Below are 19,113 nucleotides of genomic sequence, written 5' to 3'. Positions count from 1 at the left end.
GGTCAGAACCACTCTTTCGCGCGATACCATTTCGTGAAGATGTATTTCGCACCTGCCTGAACCGGGCGACCGGCATGCATGGTCCGGGAATTTGTGAGCCCCTCGGGCGTCGCATTGTTCCAGATCAACAGCACGCCCGGCTTCGGCTCCAGCGACAGACCGATATCGGTGAAGTCGGTTGTGCCGCCAGCTTCGACCTCGTTGAGAAACGCCATGGTGGTGAAGCTGCGTTGCCCACCGCGGCCCATCTCCGTCTCCCAGTAGGAGGTATCGGGATGGAACCAGTCGTGATGCGGCTGGAACTCCTGACCCGGCATATAGCGCTGGCCCTGGATGGACTCGCCGAATTTCGGATCGACTCCCAACAGATCGTCCACGCGCCTCCCGATCTTCTTCACGAAAGGATCGGTGGGGTCGACATCGCCGGAATAGCTGGTGCGGTAACCATCGGAATAGTCGAGGCCCGAAACCCTGCTGGGCTTGGCGGTCGCATCGATCAACTCGATCATCTTCTGGCATTCTGCTGCGGTCATGAAGTCGCCCATGGCCCACAGCTCCACCTCGTCGCTCGGCACCTTGTAAACGGCGCTGTTACCCGCAAGCCGCTTGCGCACTTTCGCGCCAAGGCTGCGCAGGCGCGCCTGGTCGGCATTCGGTGCGAACTTGCTTTTCGGCTTTTTGGTATCGCTCTCGCTCATCGCTTCTTCTCATCCCAAAGCGGACCTGTCGTTGCAAGCAACTTGTCGTGCCATGTCCATGGGAATTACATTTGTAGGCACGGCCCTAGTCTGAATGCCATGACCAGAACCGCCATCCCCGCTATCGCGACATTGGCAGCCATGCTGCTCTCGCCTGGCGCCGCCCTTGCCGAAATTTACGAAGAACCTGCCCTGTTGCAGACATCGCACCGCATTCCCGATCTTGAGAGCAGGCCGATCGACTATCACCTGCAACGCCTGGAAGGCGTTACCGACATACCCCTGCTGATCGTGATAGATGGCTCCGGTTGCGTCGGCGTGCTGCGCTCCGGTTTTGACCGGCTCTACAGGCCGGAACCGGATATGCCGTACACGTATGCGCGCCTCAGCGTAGACAAGGGCGGCATCGATCCGCATGCCGGTCGTGATGCGCAATGCACCGATGAGTATCACCAGCGCCGTACGATCGACCGGGCGGTTCTCGATCACATGCGCGTTCTGCAGCATCTGCGAGAAACGGCAGACTGGTGGAATGGCGAGATCTACATCTATGGCTGGTCCGAAGGCGGCGATATCGGTGCCCGGCTGACAGCTTACTATCCCGGCATTTCGCGCTCTGTTCTCGGCGCAATGGGCGGCGGGCTTACCATGGCCCAGCATTTCGAGGATTTCTGGGATTGCGCAGCGGATCGTGTGACGGACCGCGAAGCATGTCTGGAATCCGTGCATGACATGTTCCAGGACACGCGCGACCATCCCGTTCCGTACACTGAGCAAGGCGACAGCAACATGCTGTGGCGCTCGCGCATGTGGGCCGATCTGGCGCAGATGCTGCGCTATGACAACACCCCCGTGCTTGTCGTGCAAGGCGCTCTCGACCGCGATCACACGCCGGTGCAAAGCGCGCGCGTGCTGATCAATCGCCTTGGCGAGTATGGTCGCGCTAATATCGCCTATTGCGAAGTGCCCGATATGGAACATGGCTTCGGGAGCTTGCCCGTGGAACGCGCATTGCCGTTCGAGCGCGGTCTGCTGGACTGGCTCTTTCTCGACGAGAGGCCCGGCGGCTTGGATGGCGAGGGGTGGAACGCGCTGATGCAGCCTAATTGCGATCCTGATCCACCTCTGCACGATGTGGCGCCTCCCACAGCGGCGAACGGCATCCAGCCGCCACCTGTCAGCGCATCACCTGTCGCTAGCGAGTAGGACAGCGAAAACCCCCCGCCTGTTTCCAGACGGGGGGCTCATTGCCGGCCACTCGCTCCGGCAACCTTGTAGCGTGGTTTACCAGAAGAAGTCGTGGATTACGTCCACCACTTCGCCGGTGTAGATATCGACCAGCAGCACGTCGTCGTAATAGCGCACCCAGCGATACGGGCCGTAGACTTCGGGCAGGCGATAGCGCCACGGATCGTTGATCCAGTACCTGTTGCCGAAGAACAGGCTGTCCAGACGGAAGCCGATGTTCAGGCGGCGGTAGCTGTAGTTCCGATAGGGCGAGTAGTACCGGCCCAGGCGGAAGATGCCGCGATTATTGTAGCGATGGCGGTGCCAGTTATAGCGGTTGTCGCGGCGCCAGTTGTGGCGGTTCCACCGGCGGTAGTCGCGGCGCGCCTCGCGGCGCCCCTCGCGATAGCCGTCACGGTATCCGCGGCGGTCATGGCGATAATCGCGGCGATCCTGACGACGGTCCCACCGGCGATCTGCGCGGCGATCCTCCCGGCGTTCCCACCGACGGTCGGCCCTGCGATCCTCGCGACGGTCATAGCGGCGATCGGCACGGCGGTCTTCCCTGCGGTCGGCCCGGCGATCGGCACGGCGATCCTGGCGGCGTTCCCAGCGACGATCCGCCTGCCTGTCCTGACGGCGGTCCGCCTGACGGTCGGCGCGGCGCTGCGCCCGATCGGTGGCACGACCTACGGCGCCTTCGATGCCGCCGCGATTGCGGTTGCCATCATAGCGGCCTCCCCGCCGGTCTTCCCGGCGATCTGCCCTGCGGTCTGCACGGCGATCCTGGCGGGTTTCTGCACGCACATCGCGAGCGCGCTCGCTGCGCACATTGCGCGCCGGACGCGCGACGTCCTCACGAGCGGCGCGCTGGCGTTCAACACCGCGGTTGGCGCGTTGTTCTACCGTGCGACGTTGCTGGCGTGCCTCGCCGCGATTGCCGCGACGCTGCTGGCGCGCTTCACCGCGATTGCCGCGCCGGTCCCGGCGGGCTTCGCGATCCTGTCGCTGTTCGTCGATAGCGCCGTCCATAGCGGTATTCTCTGCCGCCTGTGCCTCTTCGGAAGTGAGCGGAACTGCCATTGCGACAGCGAGGGCGGCTAGGCCGCAGCTTTTCAGATACTCTGCGAGTTGCATTGCAACATCTCCTCCTGTTGACCAATGCCGCTGCGAGCGATGCGACTTTCGGTACTCGTTCGATGTCGCAGTTTGTAACAGGCCGAAATGAGCGGTAACTGAACCGGACCATACGGCAGCCGTTCAGGTTGGACGCCGTTATTCTGAATGACGTCATGGAGCCAGATGCGTGATCGAAGACCTTGATTTCATTCGTGAAGACATCGCGTCCCGCCTGGCGGAGGGCGCGAACAGCCGCCACAGCGCCTTCCACACGCCTGTCGTGGCGACAGCGGATGCCGATGCGCGGGTGATGGTCCTGCGCGGCTTCGATGCCGACAGTTGGACGCTGCTTTTCCACACCGATGCCCGCTCTCCCAAGGTGGCGGTGATCGGCGAGGGCGGGCCGGTGGGCGTTCTGAGCTATGACCGAAAGGCGAAGCTGCAAATGCGCTGCCGCGGCACGGGGCGGATCGAGCGGGACACGCCGCTGGCCGATGCTGCATGGGAGGAGAGCACCACGTTCGCGCGCCGCTGCTACCTCGGCGAAGGACCGGGCACCGTGTCCGACCAGCCCACCAGCGGTCTGCCGGACTGGGCCGAGGGCATCCAGCCGACGCCAGAGCAGGTCGCCCCCGCGCGCGACCACTTCGCCATCCTGCTGGTGCAGCTTGAAAGCGTCGATTGGCTCCACCTCGCCAATGCCGGCCACCGCCGCGCGGTATGGGACGTGGCAGCAGGCGAAGGCCGCTGGATCGCACCCTAACCTGGAGCACCTGGAGCACTGTCCTGGTGGAGAAAACCCGCGAGGCGCAACAGCGCTGTTTTCCGGACGGTTTGCGGTGAGAGCATGAACGAGGGTCATGCTTTGCGCTATGCCAATTCGCGCGGTCTGTAGGAAAGATGGCGGCCGCGCATTAACCGTGTTTCAATTCCGCGATGGCACGAGGGCATGTGTTATGGAATGCAACCGCAAGACCGCCGTCCTCGCATCGTTCGGTTTTGGAATTATCGGAGCCATGCTGTGCTATGACGAAGCCCAGCCCGAGGGTTCCGCAGCGCCGCGCACGGCGCACGGTATGGGCACCATCATCAACGGCCTGGTGTCGACCTTCGGGCCAACCGGGGCTGCTGTGTTCTTCGTCATCATCGGTATCATGATGGCCATCCTGTCTGCCGTGATGTGCCCGTCAGCGCGAAAGCGAAAGTCGCGCTGGTAGGGAGAGACGGAGAAGTCGTCGGGGCCAGAAAAAAGCCGGCGAAACGCATATGCATCCCGCCGGCTCGTCATTCTTAGCGAGAATAGGGCGCGTCAGGCAGCCTGCTTGATCTCGCGCAGCGTCACATCGAAGGTAATGTCTTCACCGGCCAGCGGGTGATTGCCGTCGGCCTTCACCGTCTGCTCGCCGACTTCGAGAATGGTGAGCACGATGGGCTGGCCGTTCGGGCCCTGCGCCTGCAATTGCATGCCGGGCTGCGGAGCAGGCTCTGCGGGCAGCTGTTCGCGCGGCAGGTCCACGATCATGTCGTCGCGGCGCTGGCCGAATGCGTTGTCGGCGGGCACGGTGACGGACTGCTCGTCACCCACGCTCATGCCGGTCAGCGCCTGCTCGACCTGCGGAAAAATCTGGTTTTCGCCCAGCTGCACATCCTGCGGCCCGGCCTCGCTGGTATTGCCGACGACGGTGCCGTCGGTTTTCTTGATGATATAATCGATGGAAACGGTGTCGCCGTTATTTGGGGTCGTCATGCTGATCCTTTTGGGATTTCGCGTTCGCGACGCGAGAGGTGCGCCGACAGGGACACGCGCCCGCGTCTCGAGCGCCTTGTTGCGCTAGGTGGGGATGCGGGTGGGGGGAGTCAAATCCCGCCATTTCGTCAGCCCGGACTTGATCCGGGCCCAGGCTTTCTTTTCGTCCAAGCCTGAGCCACAGCGCGAAGATGGCAAAAGGTGGTTGGGTCTACATCATGGCAAACCGCTATCGCGGCGGCATGTATGTCGGCGTGACGTCTGACTTGCAGGCGCGCATTTTGCAGCACCGAAATGGCGAGGGATCACAGCACGTCGCGGACAGCGGCAAAACGCAGCTGGTCTATGCCGAGCGCCACGAGGACATCGAGACCGCTATTGTGCGCGAGAAGCGCCTCAAGCGCTGGCGCCGAGAATGGAAATTCGCGCTGATCGAGGAAAGCAATCCGGACTGGCGTGACCTGTGGGAAGAGTGGCACACGCCAGAAGAATAGCCTGGCCCCGGATCAAGTCCGGGGCGACGGAACCTCTTTTGAGACTTTAGCCTTTCACCGCGGCCTCGACATTCACGCCCGCTTCAACCAATCTAGTTCGGGCGATTTCGCGCAGATTTTTGTCGGTGAAGGTTTCGGGAAATCGAAGAATAATCGCTTCAGCTGTGAACTCGGCAAGCTCATGTTCGAGGACTTCATCGAAACCTTCGGTCCGGTTGCGAGCGCAATACTCAAGCGCTGCCACCTCACCGTCTTTCTCTATCTTCGGACGAAGCCGATTCATACGCCAAACCGGGCGGCCCAACTCCTTCCGGACGCCTTCGACAGTATGGACCATCTCCCAACAAGCTTTCGCGATCGGATCGTCAGAACCTTGAGCAGACACTTCAACCAGCCTTCTAAACGCGGCTTTGAAAACTGGCGGTGATCTATCGCGCGCGTTTTCCATGACGCGACGAATGTCCTCAGTCGAATTTTGGCGACTCAATCTTTCGATGGCCTGCTGTTCCAATCTGTCCCTCACCTAGTCAGCTTCTTATACTGCACCCGGCTCGGCCGATCCGCGGCATCGCCCAGGCGGCGCCGCTTGTCTTCCTCGTAAGCCTCGAAGTTACCTTCAAACCACTCCACGTGGCTGTCGCCCTCGAAGGCGAGGATGTGCGTCGCCAGCCGATCCAGGAAGAAGCGGTCGTGCGAAATGACCACGGCGCAGCCGGCGAAGTTTTCGATGGCGTCTTCCAGTGCCGACAGGGTTTCCACGTCGAGGTCGTTGGTCGGTTCGTCGAGCAGCAGCACGTTGCCGCCTTCTTTCAGCATCTTGGCCATGTGCACGCGGTTGCGTTCACCGCCCGACAGCTTGCCGACATTCTTCTGCTGGTCGGCGCCCTTGAAGTTGAACGCGCCCACATAGGCGCGGGTGCTGGCGTCGTGGCCGTTGACCTTCATGTAATCGAGCCCGTCGGAAATTTCCTCCCAGACGTTGTTCTTCGGGTCGAGGTGGTCGCGGCTCTGGTCGACATAGCCGAGGTGAACCGTCTCGCCGATTTCCACCGTGCCTTCGTCCGGCGTTTCCTTGCCGGTGAGGATCTTGAACAGCGTGGATTTACCCGCGCCGTTCGGACCGATCACGCCGACAATGCCGCCCGGGGGCAGCATGAAGGAAAGGTCTTCGAACAATAGCTTGTCGCCATAGGCCTTGGTGATGCCCTTGGCCTCGATCACCTTGCCGCCGAGGCGTTCGGGCACCTGGATGACGATCTGCGCCTTGCCCGGCTTGCGGTTGCCCATCTCCTCCTGCAACTGGTCGAACTTGCGGATACGCGCCTTGCTCTTGGTCTGGCGGGCGGCAGGGGTCTGCCGCATCCATTCCAGCTCGCGCTGCAGCGCCTTCTGCTTGCCGGATTCCTCGCGGCTTTCCTGCTCCAGGCGCTTGGCCTTCTTCTCCAGATAGGTCGAGTAATTGCCTTCGTACGGATAGTAGGAGCCGCGATCCAGTTCGAGGATCCATTCCACCACATTGTCGAGGAAGTAGCGGTCGTGGGTGATCATCAGCACGGCGCCGGCATATTCCTTGAGGTGATTCTCAAGCCACTTCACGCTTTCGGCGTCGAGGTGGTTGGTCGGCTCGTCCAGCAGCAGGATGTCGGGCTTCTGGATCAGCAGGCGGGTGAGGGCGACGCGGCGCTTCTCACCGCCAGAAAGGCTCTCCACGCCCATGTCGGAAGGCGGACAGCGCAGCGCTTCCATGGCGATTTCCAGCTGGTTGTCGAGCGTCCAGCCATCGACGGCGTCGATCTCCGCCTGCAAGGTCGCCATGCGGTCGCCCAGCGCTTCGAAATCGGCGTCGGGTTCGGCCATCTGTGCGGCGATGGCGTTGTATTCGTCCACCTTGTCCGCCGTTTCGCGGGCACCGTCCTTCACATTTTCGAGCACGGTCTTGCTCTCGTCCAGCTCCGGCTCCTGTTCTAGATAGCCGACGGTGATGTTCTCGCCCGGCCAAGCCTCGCCGGTGATGTCGCTGTCGATGCCCGCCATGATCTTGATAAGCGTGGATTTACCCGCGCCGTTGGGGCCGACGATGCCGATTTTCGCGCCGCGATAGAATTGCAGGTTGATGTTCTCCAGCACGGGCTTTTGCGCGCCGGGGAAAGTCTTGGTCATGTTCTTCATGACATAGGCGTATTGAGCGGCCATCGGACGGTCCTTCGTATCGGTAATCGGGTGGGAATCTGTTGCACGCGCAGATAGGGGCTGGCGCGCTTTCGGGCAAGCGCGGCGGCTGGCAAATGTTGAAACGGGAACGGGCGCGCCTCTGGGCCGCTATCCTGTCATGTTTCTCGACAACGATACGTTCGATGCGCTGCTGCGCGGTTTCCTGCTGGCGATGATCGCCCTGGTCTGGGTGGTGGTGCAGATCCGTGTCGTGGGGCTGCGCTCGCTGTCCAAGATGACGACATTCGATTTCGTGATGACGGTGGCGCTGGGCAGCCTGCTGGCGGGCGCGGCGCAGGCGGATGAATGGCTGGTCTTCGCGCAGACGCTGACGGGGATGCTGGGCCTCTTCGTGCTGCAGGTGATTGCCGGGCGGCTGCGCAAATCCTCCGACACGGTGGAGACTTTTATGCAGAATGCGCCCGTGCTGCTGATGCGCAACGGCAAGATCAACCACACCGCGCTGAAGGAAACGCGCGTGGCCGAAAGCGATCTCTACGCCAAGCTGCGCGAGGCCAATGTGCTCGACATGGCCAAGGTGCAGGCGGTGGTGCTGGAGACGACGGGCGATGTCTCCGTGCTGCATGGCGACAGCTTGCAGGAAAGTCTGTTGCAGAATGTCGAATGCGACAAGCATAGCGAGCCGGGCTGACGGCATGCCGATTGCCATTGTCGGGGCAGGCATGGCGGGCCTTACTTGCGCGTCGCGGTTGGCGGAAGCTGGCCGCGCTGTGCGCGTGTTCGACAAGGGCCGCGGACCGGGCGGGCGCATGTCCGCGCGCCGGGTGGAGCTGGATGGCGAGACGCTGCATTTCGACCACGGTGCGCAGTATTTCACAGCGCGCGATGAGCGTTTCCGCCGGCAAGTTGAGCGCTGGCATGGCGAGGGCGTCATCGCGCCGTGGCCCGCGGCCAAGGATGGCGCGTGGGTCGGCACGCCTGCGATGAACGCCCCGATCCGCGTCATGGCCGATGCGCTGGGCGTGCAATTCGGCGCGCGGGTGGAGGCCATTCGCGCTGACGAAAGCGGCTGGGTGCTGGAAGGCGATGGCCTGCCGGATGAGGCCTTTGCCACGGTTATCTGCGCCGTGCCCGCCGAACAGGTCGCGCCGCTTTTTGCGCGCCATCACAACCATCTGGCCGAGTTGGCGCAAGCGACCGTATCCGACCCCTGCTGGACGGTCATGGCCGCTTTCGATGGCCGCGTCGACCTGAACGACACGATCCACGATGCAGGCGCGATCGGCTGGGCCGCGCGCAACAATTCCAAGCCCGGTCGTGCCGAACCCGAATGCTGGGTGATCCAGGGCAGCCCGGATTGGAGCCGTGAATATCTGGAGGAGGAAGCCGAAGCCGTCGTCCGCCTGCTGCTCGAGGAGTTCCGCACGCAGGCTGGTGGCGCATTGCCGCCATTGCGTCATGCCGCCGCGCATCGCTGGCGCTATGCCCGCAGCGGCGATGCGGGCGAGGGCGCGATCTGGGATGCAGACAAGCGCATCGGCGCCTGTGGCGACTGGCTGAAGGGTCCGCGCGTCGAATGCGCCTTTCTCTCTGGCTGGGAACTGGCAGAGGCGATCCTGAAAGATGGCTGACGTCACGGTCTTCTACGATGGCGCGTGCCCGCTTTGCCGCCGCGAGATCGCGCTGATGCAGCGGCTCGACCGGCGCGGCGCGATCCGGTTCACCGATGTCAGCGAGGGCGCACCCGAAAGCTGCCCCGTCGCGGCGGAAGACCTGCTCCGGCGCTTCCATGTGCTGGAGGACGGACGGATGCTGACGGGCGCCGCCGGTTTCGCTGCCATGTGGCGCGCGATCCCGTTGCTCAAACCTTTCGGCCACCTCGCGCGTATCCCACTGGTGGAGCGCGTTCTGGAGCGGCTTTACGTCGCCTTCCTGCGGGTGCGCCCGCGCCTCCAGCGCTGGGCGGGCGGCTGATGATCCACCCCGACCCCGATCCGGTAAAGCCCGGCCAGGAAAGCGTGTGGGACTATCCGCGCCCCGCCATTGCCGAGGCGACGGACGCGCATATCGTCATCCGCCATAACGGCATGACCATCGCGGACACCCGCAACGCCGTGCGGGTGCTGGAAACCAGCCATCCGCCGAACTACTACATCCCGCCAAGCGACATCGCCGATGGCGTGCTGCGCCGCGCGCCGGGCACATCCATGTGCGAATGGAAAGGCAGCGCGCGGTATTGGGATGTGGTGGCAGGCGACGCGGTGCTGGAAAGGGTCGGCTGGTCGTATCCCAATCCGACCAAATCCTTCGTGATCCTTCGCGATTACATCGCCTTTTCCGCCGCCCCCGTCGACAGTTGCAACGTCGATGGAGAGCAGGTCATCCCACAGCCCGGCGGCTTTTACGGCGGATGGATCACCAGCAAGGTTGCAGGCCCGTTCAAGGGCATCCCCGGCAGCCGGTTCTGGTAGCGGCGGGGCTCTCCCCTTCGGGCGCCAACATACGCAATCGTAGACGCTTTCGAGGTCTTAGCGCGATCTTAAGGGGTGCCACCTAACCCGGTTCGCGGGGACTTGGGAAAGGGCGATCACGTGTCGGGAGCGATTTTGGGGTCATTGATCCCCGCTTTTTCGCTGATTTTCTCTCTCGCGTTTCTCGGCGTGTGGATGCGCGACCGCTCGGCCCGGCATGTGCTGGGCTTCGCGATCGGGCAGGCGCTGACCGGTATCGGGTTCCTGCTGTTTCACTATGTCGGCACGCCGGACGATGCCGCGCCTGCTTTAGTCATGCACCTGATCTATTGCGCGGCCTGCACCATGCTGGTGTGGGGCGTATGCCGCCGGGCAGGAACGACTGCACCGCTGCGGACCATTGCGCTGGTCGTACTCGTCAGTTCCGGCCTCATCGCCCTGTCGAGCATTGCGATCGACAAGAACCCGCGCCTTTTCGCCGCCAACACGTCCTATGCCATCATCATGGGCATCGGCGCGCTGACACTGCTTCGCACAGATTTGCGCGCATGGGTAGACAGAGCGATCCTCGCCCTGTTCGCCGTCACATCGCTGCAATTTTTCGTGCGACCGCAAGTGGCTGCCATCGTGATGGGGCCGATGACATCGGAAGCCTATCGGGCATCGTGGTTCTATTCGGTGCTAATCGTGACCATGGCGGTCGTCTCTCTGCTGATGACCATGGCGCTGGCTGCGGCGGTGTTGAAAGACCTGGTCAATGCCATCCGCCAGGCCAGCGAGCTGGACCATCTCACCGGCCTGAAGACCCGGCGCCCGTTCGAACAGTCGGCCATGGACCGCATCGAAGCCGCATCCGATGCGCGCGTACCGCTGAGCATGATTGTGGCCGATATAGATCACTTCAAGCAGGTGAATGACATCTGGGGCCACCCGGCCGGAGATGCCGCGATTGCGGCCTTCGGGCGACTGATCGGCGGACAGGTGCGCGACACCGATATTTGCGGACGCATTGGCGGAGAGGAATTCGCCATACTGGTATGGGATTGCGAGCTGGCTGCGGGCGAGCGGCTGGCCGAGCGTATCCGCATCGCCTTTGCCAACATGCAGCATGTTCCGCTTGGCAAGGATATTCGCCTGTCGGCCAGCTTCGGCGTGGCCAGCGTCCAGCCGGGCGAGGGGTTCGGCAAGCTCTATGCCCGTGCCGATAGCGCGCTTTACAATGCCAAGGCGAGCGGGCGGAACCGTGTCGAGGCAGGACGACCCTCGCAAGCCGACAGTGCACAAAGAGGCGTGGCTGAAAGGCGCGGCCAGTCGCCGCTGCCGGTGGCCGCCAACAGCTGAGGCCAGCGCGCGGGCTTGGCAAGCCGTGCCGCCCGCATTAGCAACGGCGGCCATGCACAGACATCTCCTTGCGGCCGGTGCCGCCATCGCTCTTACCATTCCCGCCTACGCCTTTGCCGACGATCATGTCGATGCGCTGGCCGCGCAGGCCGATCATGCGCTGGAGCATGACATGATCGCCTGGGATTTTACCGAAGGCGTCACCACGGAAATCGGCCCGCGCCAAGCAGGTACGGATGACGAGGCACGCGGCCGCGCCTGGGCCATCGACTGGCTGAACGCAAACGGCTTTGCCAATGTGGCGGACGAGCCTTTCCAGATGCAGACCTGGGTGCGCGGGGAAGAGCGCGCCTTTGTGACGGGCCGTTTCGCCCAGCCTATGCACATCACCGCGCTGGGGAATACCGCGTCCACCGGTCCCGAAGGGATCGAGGCGGAAGTGGTCTATTTCCCTTTCTTCGCCGACCTGCTGGATGCGCCGGAAGGCAGCCTCGAGGGCAAGATCGCCTTCATCAGCCATGACATGCGCGCAACGCAGGATGGGTCGGGCTACGGCTTTGCCGGACCAGCCCGCTGGACCGGCCCCAGCATCGCCGCAAGCAAGGGTGCGATCGCCACGGTCATCCGCTCCATCGGCACGGAAAACCACCGCATGCCGCACACCGGCGGCACCACCTTTGCCGAAGGCGTGGTCGCAACGCCCGCAGGCGCGCTGACCAATCCCGATGCCGACAATCTGGAACGCATGTTCGAGCGCGCGAATGGCGAGCCGATCACCATGCGCCTTGTCCTGACGCCGCGCTGGCTAGGCGAGACGACCAGCGGCAATGTGGTGGGCGAGGTCGTCGGGCGCGATCCATCGCTGCCGCCCGTTTTGCTCGCCTGCCACCTCGATAGCTGGGATCTTGGCACGGGCGCAATCGACGATGGCGCAGGCTGCGGCATCATCGCCGCCGCCGCGCGCCACGTCGCCGAAGCGGGCCAGCCGCTGCGCACCATTCGCGTGCTGTTTGCAGGCGCGGAAGAAACCGGCCTCTGGGGCAGCCGTGCTTACAGCGAAGCGCATATCGACGAGCCGATGGCGGTGGGAATCGAGAGCGATTTCGGCGCCGACCGCATCTGGCGCTTCGAAAGCAATTTCCGCGAGACGAACCCCGAGCTGCATGCGCGGCTTGCACGCTCGGTCGCCCGGTTCGGCGTAGCCGACAGCACTATCGTGGCGCGCGGCGGGGCGGACCTCAATATCGTGCGCGACCAGGGCGGGGCGATTATCGACCTGCAGCAGGACGGCACCGATTATTTCGAACTGCACCACACGCCCGACGACACGCTCGACAAGGTCGACCCGGAGGCGCTGCGGCAGAACGTCGCGGTGTGGACGCAGGTTGTCGGCATCCTCGCCAATGAGGCAGGGCCGATCAGCGGCGCGGAGTAACACGCCAAGCGCGCTTGCTCCCTGCTCGCACAGCGTTTAGGGGCACGATCCGCGCATGAAGCGTTGGTTGGGGCCTGTAGCTCAGTTGGTTAGAGCTGGCCGCTCATAACGGCTAGGTCGCGGGTTCGAGTCCTGCCGGGCCCACCACCGCTTCAGCTCACCGCGCGGGATGCGGCAAGGGCAGGGCAATCGGCTGCTACCAGTCGCCGGTCGTCCCATCGCTCCACATAGCAGGCCTGGCGCGCGGCTAGCTGCACGCAGGCGACATTCACACCGTTTGCATAGACCACCGCCAGCGTGCGTCCGTAGCGATCCTGACCCAGCCGCACAAAGGTCAGCTCCGCGCCATCGACCAGCGCTTCCATCGCGCGGGTGGAGGCTGCCCCATCGCCTTCGACGCAGCGCCGTCCCTGCCGGCAGGCGCGCGTTTCTGGCGCATCGATGCCGGTGACGCGCACGCGCTCCTCCCCGCAGCGAATGGTATCGCCATCGGTGACGGTGCATGGGGTTTGCGGCGCGGCGGTCAGAGCGAGCAGGAGCGAGGCGGTAAGCATGGGCACGACCTTGGCGGCCTTTGCCCCGGCTTACGCGGGCGTCTCCTTCCGTTTCGGAGCGGTAACTCTACGCGAAATTACGCAGTTTTCGGCGCGCTCCTTCGGCAGAAGCCGATTTCGCTTGCGCCGATGTGGTGCAAAATCTAGGGCGCTCACGGCTCGGGGAGTGGCGCAGCCTGGTAGCGCATCTGTTTTGGGAACAGAGGGTCGCAGGTTCGAATCCTGTCTCCCCGACCAGCTTTTTGGGACTCGCGCTCATCCGGGGGATGAGTGCGGCCGAAAGCTCCGAGCGCAAGCGAAGGCCTTTTACCGCACCACCGCTTCCATAACATCCCGCACGCTGCTCGGCTGCACGCCGCGATGGGCGAGATAGGCAAAGATGCGTCGCCACCAGTCATACAGCGCATCGAGATCATCCTCGCTACGAACATAGGGCGTGTTACCCGGCATGAGGGAGGGGCTGTGGAAGCTGAAGACGAGCACCGGCAGGCCATCGTCCAGCGCGATATCGATGCCGCGAATGGCTTCTTCCACGCTCACGCCCTCTGGCGTCAGCGGTACGCGCTCAAGTAGACCAAGCCGTGCCAAGACGCCGCGCAGTGCCGGGGCGCGCCACAGGCGGGGGTAGAGCCAATTGCCCTGCCGCCGCAACATGCCCCACCATGCGGCCGTCAGCGGCAATTCCAGCACGCTCCGCTCCGCATCGGCCCAGTAAGGCGCGGTGGGAAAACTGCGAAAATCCGGTCCGCCGAGATGCGAGTAATCGAACATCGGCCGCACCGAGCTATCGATGGCAACGCCGCGCCGCGCCAGCATGGCCGCCGTCTCCGCACCGATACCATATCGGCCCGCGCGGTAGATCAGCGGTTGCGTGCCGAAGTTGCGCTCCACCACGTCGACCAGCGCGGAGAACTTCGCCTCCTCCAGCGCGGGTGGCAAGTTTCCGGCGAAGGAATTGGCCTGCGACACGTCTTCGTCGAAAGGCGGGTTCACCCACGGATGGAGTTGCACACCTACTTCGGCGCGACCTGTCGCGACCGCTTCGCGTAATATCGCGGCGGCATCGGGCGAGTTCGCGATGGGCCAATCCACCAGGTAGATTGGCACCACGCCCTGGTTTTCGCAGAATTCCTGGAAGCGGGCGATGTTTGGCACGTGGTTCAGGTCATGCCGGTCGCGGGTCAGCGGCTTGTCCCAGTCGAAGGCTTCTTCGGTATCGACGGTCAGGATAAAACGCGGCGTATCATCCGCGAAGCGGGCGAGGGCGCTTGTCGCTGGCGGTTCGAGCAGATTGCCCATCGCCTTTAAAACTCCCTCGATACGATCGCTCGGCCCCGTCGGCCCGGCTGCCGATCAGCTGCCGGTGGCCTGACCATCGGTGCTATGGGCCTCGTCCGGCGCGGTCAAGCTGGGCAGGCGCAGCGTCACCCGGTCGCCGTCGCAATCCAGCGATCCGCCTGCGGCGTCGGCCTCGGCTTCCGCCAGCCGGAAGGCGAAGGAAGGGCCGAACATGCCGGCGCTCACCGCCTTGCGCCGCTCGTTCTTGCGCGCCGTCCGCGCGGTTTCCCCGCGCAGCGCCTGCGGCACGTCGAGCATGAGGTTGAGTTCACCATCCTCGCCGCGCAGCGTCAGCGCCGCCTGTTCGCCGGGGCCGAGCGATCCCGCTGCGGTGGCCAGCAGCCGCCAGCAGATCACCATTGCCTCCTCGCGCGACATGGCGACATGAAAGGGCGACCCAGGAACATCGAGCCTGAAACCCGCCCCGCGCGGACGCAGCACGCCTTCGAGCCGTCGCATGGTTTCCACCAGCGCTTCGCGAAAATCGGTGACGCCTTCGTCCAGCTGCGCCGCGCCGCTTTCCAGCTTTACCAGCCGGTCCACCTCGTCGAAGCCTGCCAGCAGCTTCGCCGCATCAACGGCGATGGCGGCGGCATGCGCGCGATATTCGTGCGGCACATTGCCGAAAAGCTGCTGCTGGATAATCTCGGCAAAACCCTGGATGGCATTCACAGGCGTGCGCAGCTCGTGCAGCACCTGGCGCATGGCGTCGCCCGGATGGTCCGACATATCATCTGCATCGATGTTCGGACGGCGCAGACGCGCGGCATAGCCTGTGAAGCCGCCCGTAGCGCGGTCGAAAAGCGGTGTTGCGGCCATCCGCCATTCGCCGGAAATCTCCGGTGCGGCGGTGATGGTGACGGCGGCATGGCGAACGGGCTGGCGGAGACGCAATGCCGCCAGCGTTGCCTCGCTATGTTCGACAAGCTGCCCGGGCACGGGAGAAGCGAGACGCAGGCCGACCAGCGCCGGTGAGGCGACGCTGTCTGTCTGCACCACCACGCCCGACGCATCTGTCACCACGTCGAGCATGGTCTCGCTAACTAGCGGAGCATCGTTCAGCGGCAGGCGCGGAGCGGCGACGCCTCCTTGCGGACGCCGTTCCTGAAACGCCTGGATTCGCCGACGCAGCGCGCCGATGCCGCTTTCCGTTTCCGGCAGAGGCGATGGTTCCGGCGCCAGCGCGGCAGGCGCTTCTTTTGGCACGTCGCCGGACGGCAGCACCAGATCGCCGACACCCAGCCTTTCAAGCAGGCGCTTCACCTGCGGGCTGAGGTCGCGGCGATGGCGCAGGAAGCCGCGCGCGGTCACCGGCAGCGCCGGGATCAATGCGAGCCACTGCTCATCCGTCAGCCGCGCGGTGGCCATGGCGGCGGCAGCCAGCTTCGGTTCTCGTCCGGCGAGATAGGCGACGAAATCGGGATTGCGCAGCCGCACGCCCGGCTTGCGCAGGATGGCCGATTGCTCCTCCGCCGGGATGCGGGAGAAGACGCCATCCAGCAATTGTTCGACCGCGCCCGCTTCCGCATCGTCCTGCGGGGCGGGCGACGTCCCGAGGATATCGACCAACTGCCGGAACTGCGTGCGCAATGCCGCATCGCTATCCGTGCGCATGCGCATCACGGTGGCAAGGCGGTCGTCAAATTGCATCGGGCTCCGATCGGGAACAGGGTTAAGAATTCGCGACCATGCCAATAGCCGCGCCCGATGTAGCGATCATGGTTAAGGGCAGACGCGTTGCAAAAGGGGACAATTGCGAGCATAGAGAACAATGTTGTGCACAGGCGCATTTTTGTGGTCGGAAGGTGGCCGACCCGCGCAATCACCGGTGCAGAAATGAGAAGGGGGCCGACATAATGTCCACGCTCGACAGTATTGATCGTAAATTGCTGGCCGAATTGCAGGCCGAGGGGCGCGTGACGAATGTCGATTTAGCCCGCCGCGTGGGGCTGACCGCGCCGCCATGCCTGCGCCGGGTGCGCGCGCTAGAAGAGGAAGCCGTGATCCGCGGCTACCACGCCGATCTCGATGCCTCGAAGCTGGGCTTTGCCATTACGGTATTCGCCATGGTTTCTCTGCGGAGCCAGGCCGAGGAAGACCTGAGGGCGTTCGAGGAGCATATTAACGCGCTGCCCGAAGTGCGCGAGTGTCATATGCTGAATGGCGAAATCGACTTCATCCTCAAGATCGTCAGCCGCGACCTGCAAAGCTTTCAGGAATTCCTCACCAGCAAGCTGACGCCTGCGCCTAATGTGGCGAGCGTAAAGACGAGCCTGACTATCCGCACCGCCAAGCACGAGCCGGGTGTGCCGCTGGAAGTCCCCAGCGCCTAACGCGGGGGCGCTATTCGCGCGCCCGTTCAGTCCAGCTCGAACAGGTCTGCCAGGATAGTGCCCTTTTTGGCGTCATAGCGGGCCGTGTTGGGGCTGTCGTAAACGACCAGCAGGCGGTCTTCGCCATCGTCATCGGGCCAGAAGTCGATCCCTTCGGGATGGTCGGCGTGCAGCTTCACCGGCAGGTCGAACAGGCGCTCCGGACGGTGTAAACGGACATCCTCTTCGTTCTGCGGTTCCTCGTTCGCCCAGTCTTCCCACAGGAAGATGGCGCAGCGTCCGTCAAGATCGCCGGTGGGGCCTGCAAGGATGTAAAGATCGTCGCCGCGCAAGGCGAGGTCGCGAACGCCGAGGCCGTGCAGGTCGACCAGCCGCCGCCACGGCTTTTGCGGGAGATGCAGCTTTCCGCTCTCCTTGGGTTCGATCACCGGCTCCACCAACACCGCGAAGGTCTGCATCACCGGTCCGCGCAGGCCCAGCACAACGCGCTCTCCGACGGCAGCGATGCCTTCGATGTCGAGGCCGCCTTCCTTGGCCGCCATGGCGGTGGAGGGGCCGAGCAATTCGTCTTTCGCGAAATAGCGGCCGAGCTTGCTGCCATGGTCTTTCTTTTGCGCGACTAGGCCAGCGCGGTTTTCGCCCGCTTCTTTCACCAGCAGCGGAAGACCGTCCTCGTCGAAAACCACGGGAATGCGCGCCAACACACAGCGTGGGCGCGTGTCTTTCAGGTCGCCGAATGTGGCTATGTCGATCGTGTCGGGAGCCTTGCCATCATCGCGCGGATCGGGGCGGGTACGCGAGTGGCTGCCGGTCACCCAAAGCCAGCCTTCGTTATAGGCGAGCCCTTCGATATCCATCTCTTCTTCCGGATCGCGCAGGTCGACGAAATCGAGCAGCTTGAACGTGCGATGCCCGGTCAGGGCACCATCATCATCAAGCGTGAGCCGCTCGACTGCGTGCGCTTCATCGCCCGCCACGAAGAGCGACTGACCCACCCGCGCGCAGGCGGAAAGGTCGTGCATGGCGTGGTCGCCATCCTCGGTATCGCCGGTAAAGTGGAGCCTGATGTGGCCGACGGGCTCGCGCGGGGTGGGCAGGTCGTCGGCTTCGGTGAACGCTTGCGGTTTCAATGCCATGCTACACCAATCCGCAAGCGCGAGTTTGGTGCCGGACGAACCCTTAGACGATGCCGGAGGTCACCAGCATATAGACGATGTAGGCGCCCAGCAGCAGCGCGCCTTCCGTGCGGGACAGCTTGCCGCCGGTCCACGCGAAAACCATCACCACGAAGGCCGAGAGGGTGGCCAGCGGCAAGTCGAACCGCACGATCTGGTCGGGCACGGGCCCCGGCGCGACCATGCCGGTGACGCCGCCGATAAACAGCAAATTGTAGATGTTGCTGCCCAGCACATTGCCCAGCGCAATCTCGCTCTCGCCCTTGAAGGCGGCGATGGCACAGGTGACGAGTTCGGGCGCGGAGGTGCCGATGGCAACTATGGTGAGACCGATTACCGCCTCGCTGACCCCCAGATCGGACGCGATGGCCACGGCGCTGTCGACCAGCAGCGTACCGCCTGCAACGATCACGCCGATCCCGACCACGAAAAAGCCGATCGCGGCAGGCAGGCTGCCTTGCGGGGTATCCTCTGCATGCAGAGCGGGGTCTGCGCCTTCGGAAGCCAGCGCGCGGTCATAGGCAGCACCATGCGCGCCCTTTGCAGCGACTTCCTGCCGGTAGGCGCTGTAGATATAGATGACCAGACCGACAAGGAAGACGGTTGCCGTGATGCGGTCCAGCCCCAGCGTGAAGCTGGCGAGTACAAAGGCGAGCGAGGCTATCAGGCCGACGCCGCCATCGCGCCACAGCACCTGCTTTTCCACGACGAGCGGCGCGATCAACGCGGTTACGCCCAGCACCAGCAACAGGTTTGCCTGGTTGGAGCCGACGATATTGCCGATCGCCAGCCCGGGAGATCCGGCCAGCGCCGCCTGCACGCTCGCGGCCAGTTCCGGCGCGGATGTGCCGAGGCCGACGATAACGAGGCCGATCAACATCGGTGAGAGGCCCAAGCGCTCCGCCAGCCGCACGGCGCCGCGCACCAGCAAGTCTCCGCCGACCACCAGCAGCACGAAGCCCGCCAGCAGGAGGCCGATGTCGATCAGTTCGGGCATGATGTCGCGCTT

21 protein-coding genes and 2 tRNA genes are annotated in these 19,113 nt (G+C 63.9%); 13 read left to right on the top strand and 10 right to left on the bottom strand.

What is annotated here, in order from left to right; all coding sequences use genetic code 11:
* Nucleotides 1–2: 2 nt before the first annotated feature.
* Entirely contained in the window at nucleotides 3–698 is a 696-nt protein-coding gene (locus tag BMF35_RS11390) for a prolyl hydroxylase family protein (protein WP_047006035.1), read from the bottom strand.
* A gap of 99 nt (nucleotides 699–797) precedes the next feature.
* Here BMF35_RS11390 and BMF35_RS11385 point away from each other — a divergent pair, with 99 nt between their 5' ends.
* The gene (locus BMF35_RS11385; protein WP_052765929.1) at nucleotides 798–1,904 is read left to right on the top strand and encodes an alpha/beta hydrolase family protein; all 1,107 of its coding nucleotides are present in this window, start codon (nucleotides 798–800) and stop codon (nucleotides 1,902–1,904) included.
* 78 nt (nucleotides 1,905–1,982) lie between these two features.
* Here BMF35_RS11385 and BMF35_RS13460 read toward each other — a convergent pair whose 3' ends face one another.
* On the bottom strand, nucleotides 1,983–3,062 hold the full coding sequence (locus tag BMF35_RS13460) for an RcnB family protein (RefSeq protein WP_047006034.1): 1,080 nt from the start codon (nucleotides 3,060–3,062) through the stop codon (nucleotides 1,983–1,985).
* A gap of 169 nt (nucleotides 3,063–3,231) precedes the next feature.
* Here BMF35_RS13460 and BMF35_RS11375 point away from each other — a divergent pair, with 169 nt between their 5' ends.
* Nucleotides 3,232–3,807, top strand: coding sequence for a pyridoxamine 5'-phosphate oxidase family protein (locus BMF35_RS11375; RefSeq protein ID WP_047006033.1), 576 nt, complete (start codon nucleotides 3,232–3,234; stop codon nucleotides 3,805–3,807).
* Nucleotides 3,808–3,916: 109 nt separating this feature from the next.
* The gene (locus BMF35_RS11370) at nucleotides 3,917–4,261 is read left to right on the top strand and encodes a hypothetical protein (protein WP_162273599.1); all 345 of its coding nucleotides are present in this window, start codon (nucleotides 3,917–3,919) and stop codon (nucleotides 4,259–4,261) included.
* A 92-nt stretch (nucleotides 4,262–4,353) separates the two neighbouring features.
* Here BMF35_RS11370 and BMF35_RS11365 read toward each other — a convergent pair whose 3' ends face one another.
* Complete coding sequence (locus tag BMF35_RS11365) at nucleotides 4,354–4,791, bottom strand: FKBP-type peptidyl-prolyl cis-trans isomerase (protein WP_047006031.1); 438 nt, start codon at nucleotides 4,789–4,791, stop codon at nucleotides 4,354–4,356.
* A 191-nt stretch (nucleotides 4,792–4,982) separates the two neighbouring features.
* Between BMF35_RS11365 and BMF35_RS11360 the strand changes: the two genes are divergently transcribed.
* Entirely contained in the window at nucleotides 4,983–5,285 is a 303-nt protein-coding gene (locus tag BMF35_RS11360; RefSeq protein ID WP_047006030.1) for a GIY-YIG nuclease family protein, read from the top strand.
* A gap of 46 nt (nucleotides 5,286–5,331) precedes the next feature.
* On the opposite strand, the gene BMF35_RS13685 is transcribed toward BMF35_RS11360, so the two are convergent.
* Together BMF35_RS13685 and ettA are read right to left on the bottom strand one after the other, a co-directional pair.
* Entirely contained in the window at nucleotides 5,332–5,796 is a 465-nt protein-coding gene (locus BMF35_RS13685) for a hypothetical protein (RefSeq protein WP_156172050.1), read from the bottom strand.
* 8 nt (nucleotides 5,797–5,804) lie between these two features.
* Entirely contained in the window at nucleotides 5,805–7,478 is a 1,674-nt protein-coding gene (gene ettA, locus BMF35_RS11350; protein WP_047006028.1) for an energy-dependent translational throttle protein EttA, read from the bottom strand.
* A 136-nt stretch (nucleotides 7,479–7,614) separates the two neighbouring features.
* Between ettA and BMF35_RS11345 the strand changes: the two genes are divergently transcribed.
* The 7 genes from BMF35_RS11345 to BMF35_RS11315 all read left to right on the top strand — a co-directional run bounded on the left by BMF35_RS11345 (nucleotide 7,615) and on the right by BMF35_RS11315 (nucleotide 12,851).
* A complete protein-coding gene (locus BMF35_RS11345; protein ID WP_047006027.1) occupies nucleotides 7,615–8,148 on the top strand; it encodes a DUF421 domain-containing protein in 534 nt (177 codons plus the stop codon).
* Between the two features lie 4 nt (nucleotides 8,149–8,152).
* The gene (locus BMF35_RS11340) at nucleotides 8,153–9,088 is read left to right on the top strand and encodes an NAD(P)/FAD-dependent oxidoreductase (protein ID WP_047006026.1); all 936 of its coding nucleotides are present in this window, start codon (nucleotides 8,153–8,155) and stop codon (nucleotides 9,086–9,088) included.
* Nucleotides 9,081–9,431: a thiol-disulfide oxidoreductase DCC family protein gene (locus BMF35_RS11335; protein WP_047006025.1), complete on the top strand. Its 351-nt coding sequence runs from the start codon at nucleotides 9,081–9,083 to the stop codon at nucleotides 9,429–9,431. The genes BMF35_RS11340 and BMF35_RS11335 overlap by 8 nt, the downstream gene beginning before the upstream one ends.
* A complete protein-coding gene (locus tag BMF35_RS11330) occupies nucleotides 9,431–9,928 on the top strand; it encodes a DUF427 domain-containing protein (RefSeq protein ID WP_173426177.1) in 498 nt (165 codons plus the stop codon). The genes BMF35_RS11335 and BMF35_RS11330 overlap by 1 nt, the downstream gene beginning before the upstream one ends.
* A gap of 135 nt (nucleotides 9,929–10,063) precedes the next feature.
* Nucleotides 10,064–11,269: a GGDEF domain-containing protein gene (locus BMF35_RS11325; protein WP_156172049.1), complete on the top strand. Its 1,206-nt coding sequence runs from the start codon at nucleotides 10,064–10,066 to the stop codon at nucleotides 11,267–11,269.
* A 52-nt stretch (nucleotides 11,270–11,321) separates the two neighbouring features.
* Nucleotides 11,322–12,704 (top strand): M20/M25/M40 family metallo-hydrolase, encoded by a 1,383-nt coding sequence (locus tag BMF35_RS11320; protein WP_047006024.1) that lies wholly within the window; start codon nucleotides 11,322–11,324, stop codon nucleotides 12,702–12,704.
* Between the two features lie 70 nt (nucleotides 12,705–12,774).
* Nucleotides 12,775–12,851: transfer RNA gene (locus BMF35_RS11315), tRNA-Ile, on the top strand.
* Nucleotides 12,852–12,856: 5 nt separating this feature from the next.
* Here the strand turns inward: BMF35_RS11315 and BMF35_RS11310 are convergent.
* On the bottom strand, nucleotides 12,857–13,258 hold the full coding sequence (locus tag BMF35_RS11310) for a thermonuclease family protein (protein ID WP_047006023.1): 402 nt from the start codon (nucleotides 13,256–13,258) through the stop codon (nucleotides 12,857–12,859).
* Nucleotides 13,259–13,418: 160 nt separating this feature from the next.
* Here BMF35_RS11310 and BMF35_RS11305 point away from each other — a divergent pair.
* Nucleotides 13,419–13,495 (top strand) — tRNA-Pro (locus tag BMF35_RS11305).
* A 69-nt stretch (nucleotides 13,496–13,564) separates the two neighbouring features.
* Here BMF35_RS11305 and BMF35_RS11300 read toward each other — a convergent pair.
* Together BMF35_RS11300 and BMF35_RS11295 are read right to left on the bottom strand one after the other, a co-directional pair.
* Nucleotides 13,565–14,557 (bottom strand): polysaccharide deacetylase family protein, encoded by a 993-nt coding sequence (locus tag BMF35_RS11300; RefSeq protein WP_047006022.1) that lies wholly within the window; start codon nucleotides 14,555–14,557, stop codon nucleotides 13,565–13,567.
* Between the two features lie 54 nt (nucleotides 14,558–14,611).
* Nucleotides 14,612–16,246 carry a sensor histidine kinase gene (locus BMF35_RS11295; protein WP_047006021.1) on the bottom strand — a complete coding sequence of 545 codons (1,635 nt, stop codon included), beginning with the start codon at nucleotides 16,244–16,246 and terminating at the stop codon, nucleotides 14,612–14,614.
* Nucleotides 16,247–16,452: 206 nt separating this feature from the next.
* Here BMF35_RS11295 and BMF35_RS11290 point away from each other — a divergent pair, with 206 nt between their 5' ends.
* Entirely contained in the window at nucleotides 16,453–16,929 is a 477-nt protein-coding gene (locus tag BMF35_RS11290; protein ID WP_047006020.1) for an Lrp/AsnC family transcriptional regulator, read from the top strand.
* Between the two features lie 26 nt (nucleotides 16,930–16,955).
* Here the strand turns inward: BMF35_RS11290 and BMF35_RS11285 are convergent, their stop codons facing one another.
* On the bottom strand, nucleotides 16,956–18,065 hold the full coding sequence (locus BMF35_RS11285) for a DUF3616 domain-containing protein (RefSeq protein ID WP_052765927.1): 1,110 nt from the start codon (nucleotides 18,063–18,065) through the stop codon (nucleotides 16,956–16,958).
* Between the two features lie 43 nt (nucleotides 18,066–18,108).
* Nucleotides 18,109–19,101: a calcium/sodium antiporter gene (locus BMF35_RS11280; protein WP_047006019.1), complete on the bottom strand. Its 993-nt coding sequence runs from the start codon at nucleotides 19,099–19,101 to the stop codon at nucleotides 18,109–18,111.
* Nucleotides 19,102–19,113 lie beyond the last annotated feature (12 nt).

This window comes from Aurantiacibacter gangjinensis, from assembly GCF_001886695.1.
In the GTDB taxonomy this organism is placed as follows: domain Bacteria; phylum Pseudomonadota; class Alphaproteobacteria; order Sphingomonadales; family Sphingomonadaceae; genus Alteraurantiacibacter; species Alteraurantiacibacter gangjinensis.
This window is presented reverse-complemented; position numbering and strand designations above follow the sequence as displayed.